The organism is Paraburkholderia dilworthii, from assembly GCF_000472525.1.
Lineage (GTDB): Bacteria > Pseudomonadota > Gammaproteobacteria > Burkholderiales > Burkholderiaceae > Paraburkholderia > Paraburkholderia dilworthii.
This window is the reverse complement of sequence record NZ_AWZT01000021.1, coordinates 1-17,179: the sequence shown is the minus strand read 5'-3', so window position 1 is coordinate 17,179 and position 17,179 is coordinate 1. Positions and strand designations below refer to the sequence as shown.

Annotated in this window: 16 protein-coding genes; 4 read left to right on the top strand and 12 right to left on the bottom strand. The window is 62.0% G+C overall.

Features of this window, described 5'->3' with window-relative positions:
* Positions 1-236: 236 nt before the first annotated feature.
* The 6 genes from F759_RS0118880 to F759_RS0118855 all read right to left on the bottom strand — a co-directional run bounded on the left by F759_RS0118880 (position 237) and on the right by F759_RS0118855 (position 6,658).
* A complete protein-coding gene (locus F759_RS0118880) occupies positions 237-938 on the bottom strand; it encodes a glutathione binding-like protein (RefSeq protein WP_027801261.1) in 702 nt (233 codons plus the stop codon).
* Between the two features lie 142 nt (positions 939-1,080).
* Positions 1,081-2,340: an acyl-CoA dehydrogenase family protein gene (locus F759_RS0118875; protein WP_027801260.1), complete on the bottom strand. Its 1,260-nt coding sequence runs from the start codon at positions 2,338-2,340 to the stop codon at positions 1,081-1,083.
* 113 nt (positions 2,341-2,453) lie between these two features.
* Entirely contained in the window at positions 2,454-3,560 is a 1,107-nt protein-coding gene (locus F759_RS0118870; RefSeq protein ID WP_027801259.1) for a phosphotransferase, read from the bottom strand.
* A 20-nt stretch (positions 3,561-3,580) separates the two neighbouring features.
* The gene (locus F759_RS0118865) at positions 3,581-4,297 is read right to left on the bottom strand and encodes a histidine phosphatase family protein (protein ID WP_027801258.1); all 717 of its coding nucleotides are present in this window, start codon (positions 4,295-4,297) and stop codon (positions 3,581-3,583) included.
* A 10-nt stretch (positions 4,298-4,307) separates the two neighbouring features.
* On the bottom strand, positions 4,308-5,096 hold the full coding sequence (locus F759_RS0118860; protein WP_027801257.1) for an oxepin-CoA hydrolase, alternative type: 789 nt from the start codon (positions 5,094-5,096) through the stop codon (positions 4,308-4,310).
* Positions 5,093-6,658 (bottom strand): 3-hydroxyacyl-CoA dehydrogenase, encoded by a 1,566-nt coding sequence (locus F759_RS0118855; protein ID WP_027801256.1) that lies wholly within the window; start codon positions 6,656-6,658, stop codon positions 5,093-5,095. The genes F759_RS0118860 and F759_RS0118855 overlap by 4 nt, the downstream gene beginning before the upstream one ends.
* A gap of 125 nt (positions 6,659-6,783) precedes the next feature.
* Between F759_RS0118855 and F759_RS0118850 the strand changes: the two genes are divergently transcribed.
* A complete protein-coding gene (locus tag F759_RS0118850; RefSeq protein ID WP_027801255.1) occupies positions 6,784-7,431 on the top strand; it encodes a glutathione S-transferase family protein in 648 nt (215 codons plus the stop codon).
* A gap of 109 nt (positions 7,432-7,540) precedes the next feature.
* Here F759_RS0118850 and F759_RS0118840 read toward each other — a convergent pair whose 3' ends face one another.
* Positions 7,541-8,713, bottom strand: a complete 1,173-nt coding sequence (locus tag F759_RS0118840; RefSeq protein ID WP_027801254.1) for a pyridoxal phosphate-dependent aminotransferase — start codon at positions 8,711-8,713, stop codon at positions 7,541-7,543.
* Positions 8,714-8,839: 126 nt separating this feature from the next.
* A complete protein-coding gene (locus F759_RS0118835) occupies positions 8,840-9,355 on the bottom strand; it encodes a putative toxin-antitoxin system toxin component, PIN family (protein WP_027801253.1) in 516 nt (171 codons plus the stop codon).
* A 57-nt stretch (positions 9,356-9,412) separates the two neighbouring features.
* Here F759_RS0118835 and yaaA point away from each other — a divergent pair, with 57 nt between their 5' ends.
* Entirely contained in the window at positions 9,413-10,195 is a 783-nt protein-coding gene (gene yaaA / locus F759_RS0118830) for a peroxide stress protein YaaA (protein ID WP_027801252.1), read from the top strand.
* A gap of 35 nt (positions 10,196-10,230) precedes the next feature.
* Complete coding sequence (locus F759_RS0118825) at positions 10,231-11,385, top strand: M14 family metallopeptidase (protein ID WP_027801251.1); 1,155 nt, start codon at positions 10,231-10,233, stop codon at positions 11,383-11,385.
* Between the two features lie 233 nt (positions 11,386-11,618).
* Here F759_RS0118825 and F759_RS0118820 read toward each other — a convergent pair whose 3' ends face one another.
* The 4 genes from F759_RS0118820 to F759_RS0118805 all read right to left on the bottom strand — a co-directional run bounded on the left by F759_RS0118820 (position 11,619) and on the right by F759_RS0118805 (position 15,527).
* Complete coding sequence (locus tag F759_RS0118820; RefSeq protein WP_027801250.1) at positions 11,619-12,248, bottom strand: BspC domain-containing protein; 630 nt, start codon at positions 12,246-12,248, stop codon at positions 11,619-11,621.
* Positions 12,249-12,437: 189 nt separating this feature from the next.
* Complete coding sequence (locus F759_RS0118815) at positions 12,438-13,112, bottom strand: energy-coupling factor ABC transporter permease (protein ID WP_027801249.1); 675 nt, start codon at positions 13,110-13,112, stop codon at positions 12,438-12,440.
* Between the two features lie 110 nt (positions 13,113-13,222).
* On the bottom strand, positions 13,223-14,101 hold the full coding sequence (locus F759_RS0118810) for a response regulator transcription factor (protein WP_027801248.1): 879 nt from the start codon (positions 14,099-14,101) through the stop codon (positions 13,223-13,225).
* A gap of 211 nt (positions 14,102-14,312) precedes the next feature.
* Complete coding sequence (locus F759_RS0118805) at positions 14,313-15,527, bottom strand: DUF2863 family protein (RefSeq protein ID WP_027801247.1); 1,215 nt, start codon at positions 15,525-15,527, stop codon at positions 14,313-14,315.
* A 269-nt stretch (positions 15,528-15,796) separates the two neighbouring features.
* On the opposite strand from F759_RS0118805, the gene F759_RS0118800 reads away from it, so the two are divergent.
* Positions 15,797-16,912 (top strand): AI-2E family transporter, encoded by a 1,116-nt coding sequence (locus tag F759_RS0118800; RefSeq protein ID WP_027801246.1) that lies wholly within the window; start codon positions 15,797-15,799, stop codon positions 16,910-16,912.
* The last annotated feature ends 267 nt before the right edge of the window (positions 16,913-17,179 follow it).

The following is a 17,179-nucleotide window of genomic DNA, read 5'->3' as shown; positions in this document are numbered from 1 at the left end:
GGCATAGTAGGCAGAGGCGGCGCGGGCGGCATGCCCGCCGCCTCACGCTCGTCTGACGACGATGCAGATGCATCTGCACATGCACATTTCGCGAATGCGGCGATGACCGGTGCGCACAAGCCGTCGGCCAATGCGCCGACGCCGGCGCTGATGCACCGCCGGCGCCCCGCAGTTGTCGCTGCCAATGCACCAATGCGCAGCACCCCGATACACTTCCCGCCGCACTACTGAACGCTTCAATGCTTCGCGTATTGCGTCGCGCCGAACAGCATTTCTTTAGCCTTGTCGTCCATCAGCGGCTTGCGAGCGGATGCGAGTACTTCGACGCCGCGCACAACCGCCGGCCGCGCGGCGATGTCCTCATGCCATCGTTTCACGTTCGGAAACGCATCCAGTTCTATGCCCTGGTTTTGCCACGAGCGCGTCCACGGAAACGAAGCGATGTCGGCGATCGTATAGTCGTTCCCGGCGAGGTACTGCGTCTTGCCAAGCTGCTTGTCCATCACGCCATATAAGCGCCGCGTTTCGTTCGTGTAGCGGTTGATCGCGTACTCGATCGGCTCGGGCGCGTAGACGCGGAAGTGGTGGGTTTGCCCGAGCATCGGGCCGAGACCGCCCATCTGGAACATCAACCATTGAAGTACTGAATAGCGCGCGGCCGGATCGGTCGGCAGGAAGCGGCCGGTTTTCTCGGCGAGATAAATGAGTATCGCGCCGGACTCGAACAACGCGAACGGTTTGCCGTCCGCGCTCCTCGGCCCGTCAGAATCCACAATGGCCGGAATCTTGTTGTTCGGACTGATATCGAGAAATTCGGCGTTGAACTGATCGCCGGCGCCGATGTTCACTGCATGCACCGCGTATTCGAGGCCCGTCTCCTCGAGCATGATATGAACCTTGTGGCCGTTCGGGGTCGCCCAGCTATAGACGTCGATCATCCTCGCTCCTTTCGTTCGTTGAAGCGGCGCCCCAAGGAGCGCCGTGCTTGACGAAAATTAGAGCATAGTTCGCACGATGCTGCTGGCGGCGGCTACAGATGCCCGCTGCCAGCAGCACTCGGAACGGAGTCCGGGCAAGACGTCAAACAGGCGTACCCGGCGTCTCCACGCGAGCCGCCGCGCCCGGCTCCATGTAACGCGCGAGCTCGAGTTTTGCGATCGCATTGCGATGCACTTCGTCAGGACCATCGGCGAAGCGCAGCGTCCGCGCCGATGCATAAGCGTAGGCGAGCGGGAAGTCGTCGCTGACGCCGCCGCCGCCGTGCGCCTGAATGGCCCAGTCGATCACCTGACATGCCATGTTCGGCGCCACCACCTTGATCATCGCGATTTCGCCGCGCGCGCCCTTGTTGCCGACGGTGTCCATCATGTATGCGGTTTTGAGCGTGAGCAGCCGCGCCTGTTCGATCATGCAGCGCGCCTCGGCAATGCGTTCCTGCGTGACGCCTTGCGTGGCAACGGGCTTGCCGAACGCGACGCGTTGCATCGAGCGTTTGCACATCAATTCGAGCGCGCGCTCTGCCAGACCGATCAGACGCATGCAATGGTGGATGCGTCCGGGTCCGAGACGGCCTTGTGCGATCTCGAAGCCGCGGCCTTCGCCGAGCAGCATGTTGGTCGCCGGCACGCGTACGTTGTCCAGCGTGATTTCCATGTGGCCATGCGGTGCGTCGTCGTAACCGAAAACGGAAAGAGGGCGGTGGACCGTGACGCCGGTGGCGTCGGCGGGAACCAGAATCATCGACTGTTGCTGATGGCGCGGCGCCTCGGGATCGGTCTTGCCCATCACGATATAAATCTTGCAGCGTGGATCGCCCGCGCCGGAAGACCACCACTTGTGGCCATTGATCACGTAGTAGTCGCCATCGCGCACGATGCTGGTCTGGATATTGGTGGCATCGGACGACGCGACTTCCGGCTCCGTCATCAGAAACGCGGAACGAATCTGCCCTTGCAGCAGCGGTTCGAGCCATTCGCGCTTGTTCTCTTCGCTGCCGTATCGCTCGATCGTTTCCATGTTGCCAGTGTCGGGCGCGTTGCAGTTGAACACCTCCGGCGCCCACGGCACCCGGCCCATGATTTCACACAGAGGCGCATATTCGAGATTGGTCAACCCGGCGCCGCGCACCGAGTCGGGCAGAAACAGGTTCCACAGGCCCGCGTCGCGCGCTTTCTGCTTGAGCTGCTCGATGAGCTCAGTCGGCTGCCACGCATTGCCGTTCAGCCGGTTTTGCGCGATCTCCGCGTAGAACGCTTGCTCGTTCGGATAAATGTGCTCGCCGAAAAAGGCGAGCAGTTTTTCGCGCAGTGCCTGAACCTTCGGGGTGTAATCGAAATTCATCTATTGACCTCGCAGATAACGGACGACATTTAATGTAGACGCTGGTTGAAACACGCAAACGTGCTTGCGCGCGCGTGGGCGTGTTTAGCGTGGCTAAGCGTACTCAAGCGCGGTCAGCGCACTTTTTGCGCATAACGCCAGGCGAGCTCGGCCATCGGCTTCGCGCGCCGGCCCGCGTCGAGCGCCTGCGCGCTGGCCGCGGTGCCATCGACCACGCGCTTCATGATTCCCTGCAGGATGGCTGCGATGCGGAACATGTTGTACGCGAGGTAGAAATTCCAATCGCCGTGAATCTCGAAGCCGGTGCGCTGGCAATAGCGCTCGACATACTGCTGTTCGTCGGGAATCCCAAGCGCAGCCCAATCGAGACCCGCAATACCGCGGAACTGCGCGGGGTCGACGTGCCAGGCCATGCAGTGATAGGCAAAGTCGGCGAGCGGATCGCCTAACGTCGACAATTCCCAATCGAGTACCGCAAGCACTTTCGGTTCCTTGCGATCGAAGATGAGGTTATCGAGCCGGTAGTCGCCATGCACGATCGACAGGCGCTCGCCGGCTTCCGCGGGCATATGCTGCGGAAGCCATTCGATGAGGCGCTGCATCGCGTCGATAGGTTCGGTTTCGGACGCTATGTACTGCTTGCTCCAACGGCCGATCTGACGTGCGAAATAGTTGCCCGGCTTGCCGTAGTCCGAAAGTCCCACGCTCGCGTGATCGACGCTGTGCAGCGCGGCGATCACGCGGTTCATTTCGTCGTAGATCGCGCTTCGTTCGTCAGCAGTCATGCCGGGCAGCGACTGATCCCACAACACACGGCCCTCGACGAACTCCATCACGTAGAACGCGCGGCCAATGACGCTTTCGTCTTCGCACAACGCAAGCATTTTTGCAACGGGTACGCCCGCGTCGGCGAGCGCATGCATCACGCGGTATTCACGTTCGACGGCGTGCGCGGACGGCAGCAGCTTCGCAGCCGGCCCGGGCTTCGCGCGCATCACATAAGCACACGACGGCGTAACGAGCTTGAAGGTCGGATTTGACTGGCCGCCGGCGAACTGCTCGACCGTGAGCGGTCCGAAGAACCCATCCACATGCTGCGTCAGCCAGGCGGCGAGCGCTTCGCTGTCGAAGCGCTGCCGCTCGTTGACCGGGCGCGTGCCCTCGAAGGCCGAATAATCCGCGTGCTGTTCCGGCTCGCCGCTTTGTGTGGCTTGCACCATGTGTCTCCTCCGGTTCGGGTTCAGCTACGCGTGTATTGGATGAATTGTGCGTAGAGGATTTCCATCGTCGTATTGCGGATGTCGCGATGCAGCGGCGACGGCGGCGAATAATTGATCGCGCGCAGTACCCAGTCGCGCGGTGCCGCGCCGACGTCGAGCGCATTGATGCAGCCGGTGGCCTGCGCCAGATGGCCGAAGAAAGTGCGTCCGCCAGCGGTAAGCGCATGAGAAAGGATCGCGCGATTCACGCCGCCGTGCAGCACCAGCAGCACCGTGTCCCACGAGGTGTCCTCGCGCAATGCCGCCACGGCGGGTAGCACGCGATCGAACAATTCGCCGATCGTCTCACCGTCGAGAAAGCGCGTACTTTCCGGCACGATGCCGTCGAACACGCCGAGAAACGCGGCCTCGATATCCTGCAACGGAATATGGCGCAGCTTGCCGCCGCGAATTTCCTGCCATGCAGGCTCAATTTCGAGTTCGATCTGCTGACCCGTCTCGGCCAGCACACGCTGCGCAGTTTCAACGGTGCGCGGCAAGCCGCTCACGATAACGCGATCAAACCGGACTTGCTGCTCCGCAAACACGCGGCCGGCGGCGCTTGCCTGCTCGCGGCCGTTAGCGTTCAACGGCACGGTTTCGGGTTCGATCGTGCGGCCCGAGTCGTCGAAGTACGTCACGTCGCCATGACGCATCAGAAAAATGCGGCGGCGCTTGGGTAGCTGGTAGGCAGGCATGGTCACTCGTTCACTTGTAGACGGGCGCGCGCTTTTCGAGGAATGCGGAAATGCCCTCAAGGCCCTCGCGATGATGCAGCGACGCGACGAAGTTATCGCGCTCCGCAATCAGATGCTCGGAAAGCGGCTGCGTGCCGGCTGCACAGACCAGGGTCTTGATACGCGCAATCGAGTTGGGAGAAATCTTGCCGAGTTCGTCGGCCCACGCGACTGCGGTATCGCGCGCGGTGCCCGGCTTGGTCAGTTTGTTGACGACGCCCAGTTCGTGCAAGCGTGCCGCGCCGATCGGCTTGCCCTCCATCAGCACTTCCGTTGCCAGCTGGCGCGGCAAGGCCTGCGCGAGAAACCATGAGCCGCCGCCGTCGGGCGTGAGGCCGACGCGGGCATACGACATCACGAATTTCGCGTCGTCCGCCGCGACGATCAGGTCGCATGCGAGTGCGAGCGAGAAGCCGGCGCCGGCTGCCGCGCCGTCGACCGCTGCGATCACCGGCTTCGACGACAGCCGCAGCGCCGAAATCCACTCGGCCAGCAAATCGATACTCTGCGCCTGGAACGAAGGATCCTTCGCGCGGTTTTCCAGCAGACGGTTGAGATTGCCGCCTGCACAGAAAAAATTGTCCGCGCCCGCGATCACGACGGCGCGAATCGACGGATCGCGTTCGACCGAATCGAGTGCCTCGATGCCGGCCGCGTACATGTCGGGGTGCAATGCGTTGCGTGCACCCGGGTTGGACAGCGTGAGTACCAGCGTCGATTCGCTTTCGGTCGGGCGCGAGGTCAGCAGTTCGGCGCTCATTGTTTCGTCTCCGTCTTCGCGGTTTGAGAGTCGGCGGCATCGCACTGAGTCAGCGACATGCCGAGTTGCGCCCGTCGCGCGAGCCACGGCGACGGACGGTAGCGTGGATCGCCGAGCACGTCAAACATGTTGCGCAGGATGGTAAGGATGGTTTTCGCGCCGAGCGCGTCGCCAAGCGCGAGCGGCCCGCGCGGATAGCCGAGGCCGAGCGTGACGGCGAGGTCGATGTCCTGCGGCGTCGCGATCTGCTTCTGCGCGATATCGCAGCCGATGTTGACGATCGTCGCCACCACGCGTTGCGCGATGAAGCCGGTCGAATCGCGAATCACGGTGACGGGCACGCCGTCGGCGGCAAAAAGCGCATGGCCGGCGTCACGCGCGGCGCGGCTGGTCGCAGGCGTTGTCATCAACGTGCGGCGTTGCGCGCCGACGAGCGGAAAGAGCGCGTCGATGGCGACGACGCGGCTCGCGTCGAGCGCTTCGTCGACGGCGGCCGTGGTCGCGTCGTGGCCGAACGGTGTGACGACGATCAATGAATCCGCGGCGGGGGTCGCGCCGTCGTCGAGCTTCACACCGGCTTTGCCGATGAGTTCGACAACGGCTTCATACGCGTCGCGATAGCACTTGCTGACCCACACGCTTGCCGGCAAGGTAATCGGCGCGGCTGCTTCAGCGGGCGCCTGCTGCTTGCCGTCTTCATAGCGATAAAAACCTTCGCCCGTCTTGCGGCCGAGCAGCCCGCCTGCGAGCCGCGTGCCCGTAATGGGCGAGGGCGTGAACCGCGGCTCTTCGTAGAACTGATGGTAGATCGAATCCATCACCGGATGCGATACGTCGAGCGCGGTCAGGTCGAGCAGCTCGAACGGGCCGAGACGAAAGCCCGCCTGCTCGCGCATGATCCTGTCTACATCGACGAAGCTCGCCACGCCTTCGCCCGCCACGCGCAGGCCCTCGGTGTTCATGCCGCGACCCGCGTGATTGACGATGAAGCCCGGCATGTCCTTCGCACGCACCGGCGTGTGGCCCATGCGGCGCGCGAGGTCCATCAACGCGTCGCCTGCCTGGCGGTCGCTGCGCAGGCCGTCGATCACTTCGACGACTTTCATCAGCGGGACCGGATTGAAGAAGTGATAGCCGACCACGCGCGACGGGTCCGTGCAGCCAGCCGCGATTGCCGTAATGGACAGCGACGACGTGTTCGACGCAAGCAGGCAACGTCCGCTCACCACGGTTTCGAGTTCGCGAAAGAGCGCCTGCTTCACTTCGAGTTTCTCGACGATTGCCTCGACCACCAGATCGCAGTCCGCCAGATCGTTGATCGCATGCGCGGCCGTGACGTTGGCAAGCGCTGCGAGCGAGCGTGCCTGGTCGAGCTTGCCTTTGGCGGTCAGTTTGGCGAAAGTCTCGGCTAGGTAGTCGCGCGCGGCGCCGATGGCCGCGGGGTTGGCGTCGTAGAGACGCACGGTAAGGCCTGCTAGCGCCGCGATCTGTGCAATGCCGCGGCCCATTGCTCCGGTTCCGACAATGCCGATAGTCTCGATGCTGAAGTTGCGAGAGGTCATTGTGTTGCTGGACTCCATGAGTATCTTAGAATAGCACGCTCGTGCAATTCACTTGACGAGCGATCGGCGGCCGCCTTATCTGTGCAATCGGCCGTCTCATACACCGAAAAAGGAAGGAGACAACGATGATCAGGCTTTGCGGGTTCGCTCTCTCTAACTACTACAACAAGGTGAAGTTCGTTCTGCTCGAACACGACATAGAGTTCGAAGAGGTGTTCGTGCAGCCGAGCCAGGACGAGGCGATGCTCGTGCATTCGCCGCTCGGCAAAGTGCCTTTTCTGCAAACCGAGGAGGGCGATCTTTGCGAATCGCAATGTATTGTCGAGTACCTGGCCGCGCGCTTTCCCGACAAGGCGATTTTTTCCGCCGATCCGTGGGAGGCGGCCAAGGAGCGCGAGTTGATCATGTTCGTCGACGTGCATCTCGAACTGACCGCACGCAATCTCTATAAGGAAGCGTTTTTCGGCGGCACGGTGACTGACGCGACCAAAGGCCGGATCGAGAAGCTGCTTGCGCATCACATTGCGGGCTTCGGGCGGATCGCGAAGTTCGCACCGTATTTGCGCGGCGAACGGTTCAGTGTCGCGGACGCAGCGGGCTACGTGAGTTTGCCGCTCGTCGGCATGGCGACGCAGGCTGTCTACGGCCGCGATTTTTTGCTCGACGCGGGTTTCGACTGGAAAAACTACGTGAAGACAATCAACGGCCGACCGGCCGCGCAGCGTGTGACCGAAGACCGCAAGGCATATATCGCGGCGTCGCGTCCGACCTGATGCATGGCGCCGCACGAGACGAAGCGAGCGGCGGCGTGCAACGCGTGCGTTGGCCGCGGCGCGCGATGGCGAGGAACGGGAGTTCGTTCGCAGCATCGCGCGTGACATGCTAGAGCCGCGCCAGCCGTTCGAGCGCGGTAGCGAGTGTGCTTTCCCGCTTGGCGAAACAGAAGCGCACCACGCCCGACTCATGCGCCTCGTGATAGAACGCCGAGACCGGAATGGCCGCGACGCCGATCTCGCCGGTCAGCCACTGCGCGAATTCGGCTTCGGGCAGATCGCTGATTGCCGAGTAATCGACGCACTGGAAGTACGTGCCGGTACAAGGCAGCAGCTTGAAGCGCGAATTCGCGAGGCCGGCGCGGAAGAAGTCGCGCTTCTTCTGATAGAACGCCGGCAGTTCGAGATACGGCGCCGGGTCTTTCATGTACTCGGCGAGTCCGATCTGCATGGGCGTGTTCACGGTGAACACATTGAACTGATGCACTTTGCGGAATTCCGCGGTTAGCGCGGCGGGGGCTGCCACGTAGCCGACTTTCCAGCCGGTCACGTGATACGTCTTGCCGAAACTCGACACGACAAAACTGCGCTGCGCCAGTTCCGGATAACGCGCCACGCTCTCGTGCGGCGCTCCGTCGTAGACCATGTGTTCATACACTTCATCCGACAGGATCAGCACGTTGGTGCCGCGCACGATTTCTTCCAGCTTTCGCATGTCGTCGGCGCGCCAGACGGTGCCGGTCGGATTGTGCGGCGTGTTGATCAGCAAGAGCCGTGTTTTCGGCGTGATTGCGGCGGCGAGCTTGTCGAACGGAATCGCGTAGTCCGGCGCGTCGAGCGTCACGAATACCGGCTTGCCNCCCGCCAGTTCGATCGACGGAAGATAGCTGTCATACGTCGGCTCGATCACGATTACTTCGTCGCCGGGATGGACCGTGCAGAGTATCGCCGTCAGTAGCGCCTGGGTCGCGCCTGCCGTGACCGTGATTTCGGTGGCGGCATCGTAGCGGCGGCCATACATGTTTGCGATCTTGTCTGAGATCGCCTCGCGCAGCGGCGCGGCACCCGCCATAGGCGGATACTGGTTGTGGCCGTCGCGCATCGCGTTCGAAACCGCATCCACGATTCGCGGATCGCAGCCGAAGTCGGGAAAGCCCTGGCCGAGATTTACCGCGCCTTTTTCGGCGGCGAGCGCGCTCATTACGGTGAAGATCGTCGTGCCCACGTTCGGCAGACGTGAAGGAAACGAGGGACTCATGGGCGTGTCGTGCGGTGCATTCATGGCGCTGTTCGGGCGAGACGAGTGAGTGGGCGAAGGCATCGTTTTTCAAAAACGGCGAAGCCTGATTGTAGGCAATAGCGGCAGTGCGTGCGCGCCTGCGGTGTGCCGTTGGCCGTTCGGCCATGGTTATACCGGAGTTTCCAGCGGTGCGGCCGCGCCGCTCGTCGATCCGCTAATCGAACCACCGAGCGAAGCGGCGAACGGTGCCGGCTGAGCAATCTGAAACCCGAAATCGCGCGCGACCCGCTTGGCGAGCTTTAACACGGCGCGATCTTTCGACACGAGCCAGTCTGCCCGCGCAGCGTGCGCGAGTTCGAGGAATTTCTGATCGTCGCGGTCTTTGCATTTGGGCAACGGCCGTGGGTCTTCGGGTTGCGCGGTGAGTTCCACCACTTGCGCGAGCCGCGCGACGATCGCGAGCGCGGCCGACTTGTCCACCTTCCGATCGACGAATTGCGGATAGTCGAGCACATAAGTCAGCTCGGCAAGGCAGCGGGCGTCGATCAGCGCGGCGAGTGTGCCGCTTTCCAGCGCGGCGCGAATTGGCCGCGTGTGCGGGTCGTCGAACACGAGAATGTCGATCCACACATTGGAATCGAGAACGACGCGCAAAGCGCCGTGTGAGGCATGGGAACCGGGCATTCGTTACAATCTGGCTTTCGTCTTTGACCGCCAGGCACGGCGTGCCTGCAAGCCTCTATGATAATCGTTCTGTCGCCGGCGAAATCGCTCGACTACGAAACTCCACCGCACGTCAAGAAGCACACCATCCCCGATTTCGTCGACGACGCCGCCGAGTTGATCGGCGGTTTGCGCCGTTTATCGCCGCAGCAGATCGCGTCGCTAATGAGCATCTCCGACCAGTTGGCGCACCTCAATTTCGAGCGCTATGCGCAGTGGTCGCCGCGCTTCGGCACGGACAACGCGAAGCAGGCCGTGCTTGCGTTCAATGGCGACGTGTACGAGGGCTTCAACGCGAAAACCTTGTCGTCGGCGGATCTGGATTTTGCGCAGAACCATGTGCGCGTACTGTCGGGACTCTACGGCTTGCTGCGTCCGCTCGATCTGCTGCAGCCGTACCGGCTCGAAATGGGTACGCGTCTGCCGAATCCGCGCGGCAAGGACCTTTACGCGTTCTGGGGCGAGCGGATCACGCAGGCGTTGAACGTGCAGTTAAAGAAGCGCGCGGCGAAATCCCGTGTGCTCGTGAATTGCGCGTCGGGCGAATATTTCAAGTCGGTCAAGCCGAAGCTGCTCGAAGCGCCGGTCGTCACGCCGGTGTTCGAGGACTGGAAGGGCGGCCGCTACAAGATCATCAGTTTTCACGCAAAGCGCGCGCGCGGTCTGATGGCGCGCTACGCGGTCGAAAATCGGCTTGATAGACCGGAGCAACTGAAGGAATTCGATTCGGAAGGCTACGCGTTCGACGCCGAAGCCTCGAACGATTCCACGTACGTATTCCGCCGCGGCGTCGCTGAATAAGCGGAGTGCTGCCCACGCATGCAGGGAAGAACATCATGAGTCTATCGATTACGAGCAACTTCGACGCGGGCGCGATCGAGGTGCTGTCGTGCGCCGAGGCCGGCAATATTCGCTTGCGCCTGCGGCCGGACAGTCACGCCGAGTTCGCGCAGTGGTTCTACTTCCGGCTGTCCGGCGCGGCGGGCGAGCGCTGCGTAATGACCTTCGAAAACGCGGCGGCCTGCGCGTTTGCGGAAGGCTGGCGCGACTACCAGGCTGTCGCCAGCTACGACCGCGTGAACTGGTTTCGCGTGCCTACGTCGTACGACGGCCGTGTGTTGACGATCGACCACACGCCGGAGTTCGATCGCATTTATTACGCGTACTTTGAACCGTATAGCGAGGAACGTCATTCCGAGTTCCTCGGCGCAGTTCAACAGATGCCGCAGGCGACGCTTACCGAGTTGGGCACGACCGTCGAAGGCCGGCCGATGTCGCTGCTCACGCTCGGTACCCCACAAGCCGGCGACGTCGCCAGGAAAAAAGTCTGGCTGATTGCGCGTCAGCATCCCGGGGAGACGATGGCCGAATGGTTTATCGAAGGACTCGTGAAGCGGCTCGTGGGCTGGGGCGATTGGGCAGGCGACCCGGTGGCGCGCAAACTATACGATCACGCCGTGTTCTACATTGTGCCGAACATGAATCCGGACGGCAGCGTGCGCGGCAACCTGCGCACCAATGCGGCGGGTGCCAATCTCAATCGTGAATGGATGGAGCCGGACGCCGCACGCAGTCCCGAGGTGCTGGCAGTGCGCGACGCGATTCACGCGACCGGCTGCGACCTGTTCTTCGACATTCACGGCGATGAGGCGCTGCCTTATGTCTTCGTGGCGGGCTCGGAGATGCTGCCAGGGTTCACCAAGCGGCAAGGCGAGGAACAGAAGGCGTTTATCGAAGCGTTCAAACAGGCAAGCCCTGATTTCCAGGACAAGTATGGTTATGCTGCGAGCAAGTATCGCGAAGATGCGCTGAAGCTTGCGTCGAAATATATCGGCAACGAGTTCGGCTGCCTGTCGTTGACGCTCGAGATGCCGTTCAAGGACAACGCCAACCTGCCGGACGAACGAGTGGGCTGGAACGGCGAGCGCAGCGCGTCGCTCGGCGCGGCGATGCTGCAAGCCATCTTGCGGCACGTGAAGACGTTTGCCTGATTGGGCGGCGTTGAAGAGGGCACGCACGGCTTGCGCGTGTGCCTCGTTGGCTGGCTGGCTTCTGAGCGGCCGGCTGGTTCATTGGACGCAGCGAAATTTTTCGCCGGTAGTCGCCGGGGACTGCTTGTAATGCCGGATCGCTGACAACGCCGGTATATGCGATAACGCTGCTGTGCCTGTTAGCGCAGGCATTGAGCATTGCGGCCTGCACGATTCACAGCGTTATCTCAGACCTAGTGTTTTTTCTTCGCCGGCGCTTTCTTGCTGGACGATTTGCCGGAACTGCTTTTCGACGACTTCGCGGAGCTCTTCTTCGCGCCTTTGCCGCTTGCCGCGTGCTTGCCTTTTACTCCGCGATGCTTGCCGGACGTGGCGTGGGACTGTGAAGGCTCCGATCTGCGTGCCCGCGCCGGTGGCACCGGGTCGTTCCAGCTGAACGCCAGCATCTGCGTGCCGACGTAGCCGCAGCGGAACTTCAGATCGGCAGCGTCGCCCCCTCCACCCTGAGGGATGCCGAGCCCTTCGACGGTGACGATGTTATCCACCTTGACGCGTTGCTTGCCCTCGTCGAACGAATCGTTCCACGGTGTGATCGAGGCATGTGCGCTATCGAACGAGCTAGGTGGAAACTCGACATGATCGAACGCGGTTGAGGTGCTGGCGACAAAATTGCCATGTGCCGCGCAATCCGCTATGAGCGGATCGGCATGCATTTCATTGACCAGTCTGTTGACGAGATCGTTGTGCTGTTCGAGCTGATCGGCGAACGCGGGGGCAGTGCACGCGAGCGAGACGCTCGCTGCGAATGTTGCCAGCCGGCCGACCAGCCGCAGCAATCGGCGCGGTACGTTGGTGCAATCCATCTAGTTCGTTAGACGCTAATGAGACGTGAGGCACGTAAGATGCCTGGCGACATGGTTGAGTTCAATCGTGCCGCAACTATTTTTCGACCGCGGTTTTTGCCGGGCTTTGCGATGCCGGGCGCGCGTTCGGCCGCACCCGTGCGATAAGCTCACGAGCACCTGAATTGCGCGTAGGAAGTTGCATCAGCGTCATGTGCGCGGGCCGCCCAGCCGGTATCGCCGCACATCATAAGTGGTGACCCATGCAGGACGGTAGACCGCGATCAATGCCGTGGACATTCCCGTGAACCATGCCTCGCCCGTGGCCAGCAAAAGCACGCTGAGCGCGTAGCCTGCGGGAACGACCGTCGTGGAACCGTCGGCGAGCGCGACGTGAACGCCGAGCGCTGCGACTGCGGTGAGCGACACGGCGATAGCAGGCGACACAAAACCCTGGCCGAAGATGAACATGAAAAGATTACGCGGCAACCAGGCAATGCTTGCTCGCTGAAGCAATGTCGAAATGCCGACTGGCACGGCGCCAAACATCAGGAAAGTGAGCGCGATGCCTTGCCACGGAGCATCGAAAATCAGGCCGGCGAGGCCGGTGACCACGGCCATTGCAATCAGCGCCAGTGCCCAGTCGAAAAGCGTAACGACGAGAGTCGCGCCCAGCAGGTGCATAACAGTGCCGTCGTCGAGCCACGCGTTGCTTGCCCACAGGACCGACACGGCGACGATGATCGCCAGCCAGACATGCTGCAACGTGCCGTCCTGAAGACGTTTGAAAGGATTTTTCCACAGCGCGAGCGCGATCACTATCGCAGTGACGATCCAGCCACCGACAGCGATCCAAAACGGAAGCGGTGTGTAGAGGAAACCCATGAGTCTCATATTACTCGTTGGACGAGAAAAGGTGTGAGCGGATTCCATGCCAGCCCATGCACGCACTGGCAGAAATCGCGCATCACGCTGCTGGCGCGCGGCCTGTCACATCAGGTGGAGCCTTCGGTGGCCGGCTCCGGCGGGACCTCGGCGGCGGACGCATCGTCGTAGGGTGTGCCCGGTTCGGCGGCCATCGGCATGGGGGCGGTTGTATCGTTAGCCGACAGCGCGTACTGGAAGCCTCGCCGTGGGGCGCGCCGCAGCGGCACCGCGCCTGCCTGGCCCATGACCGGACGAAGCAGGCTTTCCCCTTTACTGCGCAGTACTTGCAAATGATTTGTCAGCCAGCCGTTGTAAAGCGCGACCGCGGCGGCGCGATTCGGTGCGCCCAACTGCTGGAATATGCTGGTCAAATGGATCTTGACCGTGCCCTCGCTGATGCCGAGCGTGCGCGCGATCATTTTGTTGGTGCTGCCCATGTGGACGCAGCGCATGATCTGCTGCTGCCGGGGCGAGAGTCCGCTCGACAGTCTTGCGCGGCGCGGCGGCGGGTTCTTTTCGTCGAACGGGCGGATGGCGGTATCCGCCGGCAGCGGCGGGTTGAGCGCCAGCGCCCCGGACGGCACGTAGTGCCCGCCGAGCAGCACCATCTCGAACGCGCGCACGATCAGGCAGGGATCGGTTTCGCGCGGCACGACTCCGAGCACGCCCTCGTCCATGAGTTCGCTCACCGTCTTCGGCGAAATCTCGTCGGTCAGTACTGCAATGCGCAGATCGGGATAGTGGCTGAGCAGATGCCGGACGTCCATGACCGACATCCAGTCCTGCCAGTCGATCACGAGCAGATCGGGCCACTGACGCTTGAGTGTGCGCTCGATCTGGCGCCAGTCTTGTGCTTCGTTGAAACGTGCCAGCCGGTTGATTTGCCGTAACAGCGCTTTAAGGCCATCGCGTCGTTCCGCGTCTGAGTTGAGTATCGAGAATCGCATGCATGTCTCCAGATGAATCGGGCGAGTTGGCGCGATGCATTCGCCGGTGTTTGAGCCGGGCGGGGATGCGATGCGTCGCCGTCCCTATGATGACAAATTCCCTTCGATTTGACGGCCTGTCCAAAAGGCATAAGAGGAATGACGCATGAAAAAGCCCCGCACACGGCGGGGCTTGTCAACGAACTTCGAGGCGCCGCAGGGCGCGGACCGCCTAGTGGAAGTGCGGCTGCGCCGGTTCGGCGTCTTCGGGCATTTCTGCGTGCACGATTTCGCCGAGCGGATCGGCGTACAGCGGCACGCCGCAGTCATCGCAATATTCAGGCTCGAACCGGCCGGCGTGGCGGCGTACGTCAGTCACGCCGGTTTCTTTGAGCAGCGCGACGATTTCCTCGAGCGGAGCGTCGGATGCGGCGGCTTCCTGCGGTTCTTCGTCGATGCCTGCTTCGCCATTTTCGCGGCCGTAGAGTGGCCACACGACGCCGTAGATCACCTCATTGCTGCCGCGGCGCGTAAAGCCGACGCGGTATTCGTCGATACGGCGCTCGCCGAAGCCGGCAACCACTGCGCGCAGTTCCTGCGGCGCAGCGCCAATTGTGTCGAACAGATAACGCACGGCGGTGCGCACGGTATGAGGGCGCACGCGTTCGTCGGCGTCGCGGCATGCCGAATAATAGGCGTCCGGCAACAGGCACTCGAATTCGCAACCGGGCAGCACCAGCGACAGGTTGGCGCCGCCTTGCGTTGCCCATTGTTCGAGGCATTGCCCGCGTTCAATGCGGCTGCCGTGTTCCTCCTCTTGCCAGCGAAACGTCGGCTCGCCGACCGGTGCGGCGACCACGGCGAGCAGGAAGCGCGGGTCAGCAAGAATCGGCGAGGTTTCCGGCAGTTCGCCGAAGTTCAGCTTGAGGTTGCTGCCCGCGAGGGCCGCTTGCGCAAGCTGCTGCGCAATGCGCCAGGTTTCGACGTGATGGCGCGGCAGCTGGTCGATGCTATACAGAAACGGAGCCATAGCGACACGCGTGTTGGCCGCGAGCACATGAGCCTGCAAGTGCGCGCGCAAGGCGTCGGCGGCGTCGGCCTTGAGCGGGCCGGATGGAATCATGTAGCGCGTCCACGCGAGGACCGGCGCGGCGATCAGCAATGCCTCGTAGGCCACGCCTTCATGCTCGATGACGAACGATTCGCTATGTGTCTCTGCCATGTCGGCAAGCGCGCCGTAAGCATCGGGATGATTTTGCTGCAGATGGTCGAGCGCCGCGTCGAGCGTGGTCTGATTGGCGTTGCGCACGACCTTGGCTAGCAGCGCGTCGAGTTTCGCTTCCCAGAAGCGGTCTTCAGTGCGGCTGCCCGACGCGAAAAGCGCGAGTGAAAGACCGACAAGCTTGTCGGCATCGGGGGGGAGACGTTTGGCGATTCGCGAGCGCATAAATCCGGAAGTTGGGTGCACAGAACCTTTTATTGTAGTCGTTTCCGCGGCGCCATATTATTTGGCGCGCGGTGCCGGATCGATTCGGACGTTTCTGCGCGAAAAATCAGAGCATCGGCGTATGTTCAATTGTGCTCCCGTGGCGACTTCGTCAAATAATATAAGACGCTCAGAGAGCGGAAGTCGCTTCTATATACTGACCGGTTTTTACGGGCGCCGAACGCGCGTTCGTACTTGTCGCCTCGGTCTGGCGTAACAGGAGATTCATTGTGAAATCGGACCAACTGATCGAACGTCTGGCCGCAGTGTTTGCGCTGATTATTCTGGTAGGCGGCTCGTTACTGGTCCTCGCGCCTTTCACGACCGCTCTGCTGTGGGGCGCGATTCTCAGCTATAGCTCGTGGGGACTCTACCGAAGGCTGACCGCCGCAATTGGTGGCAGGCGGAAGTGGGCCGCCACATTGATCGTGTTCATCATTCTGATTGTGGTGCTGGGGCCGTTCGTCTACGCGGGGTTTGCATTTGGTGCGCATGTTCACGACATAGTCGCGCTGGTGCAGAGGTTGTTCGAAGCGGGCTTGCCGGATCTGCCGCCTTGGGTGGCGAGAATTCCGTTGGTCGGTTCGAGCATCGAGAGTTTCTGGGAGCATCTGACAAGCAGCAATTCGGAACTGATTGCGCAGTTGCGTACGCTTGCAGCGCCGGCCGGCAAGTGGATTCTTGCGGCAGCGATTGCTGTCACGCACGGTCTTGGGCTGTTGGCGCTAAGCATCGTGCTGGCTTTCTTCTTTTATACCGGAGGTGAGGGCGCGGGTGCGTGGTTGAACGCGGGCATGCGGCGTATTGCCGGGGAGCGCGCCGATTATCTGTTGGCATTGGCGGGCAGCACAGTGAAGGGCGTGGTCTACGGAATCCTGGGCACTGCGCTTGTTCAGGGAATTCTTGCGGGGTTCGGCTGCTGGATTGCCGGTGTACCGGCGCCCGCATTGCTTGGACTCGCGACGTTTTTCCTGTCGGTGATCCCCGGTGGCCCGGTGATCGTATGGTTGCCGGCGGCGATCTGGCTTTATCACGGTGGTGCAACGGGGTGGGCGGTCTTCCTGGTGGTGTGGGGCGTGCTGGTTGTCGGCATGTCCGACAATGTCATTAAGCCGATTCTGATCGGCAAGAATAGCGACATGCCGTTGATCCTGGTCATGCTAGGTATCCTGGGCGGCGCGTTTGCATTCGGCTTCCTTGGCGTTTTCATTGGGCCGACCTTGCTGGCGGTCGCGTACACGGTGCTGCACGACTGGACTATCGGTGCAACCGCTGCAGGCACGCTGGCGCCCGGTGCCAAAGCTCCCGGTGTGGAAGATATAGGCGGGGTAGAAAAGACGCCTTGAATAAGAGCAGATAACGCTTGCAAGGCGCTGGGCGGCTCGCTAGAATCTCGCTCTTTCGTGCTCCGGACAGCGGAGCACGGGAAGCGGGAAAGCCAGCAGTGGCAAGGCTTCCAGCGGTGGCGGCAGGTTCGGTTGGTAGCAAAAACCTGTTGACGTTGCGGCGGAAGTTCTTCATAATCTCGTTTCTCTGCTGCTGATGCAGCGACGCGGAACGAAGCGGTGCCGGGTGGGTGATGGTAGGCAGCGCGACGTGAGGCGGACCGATCT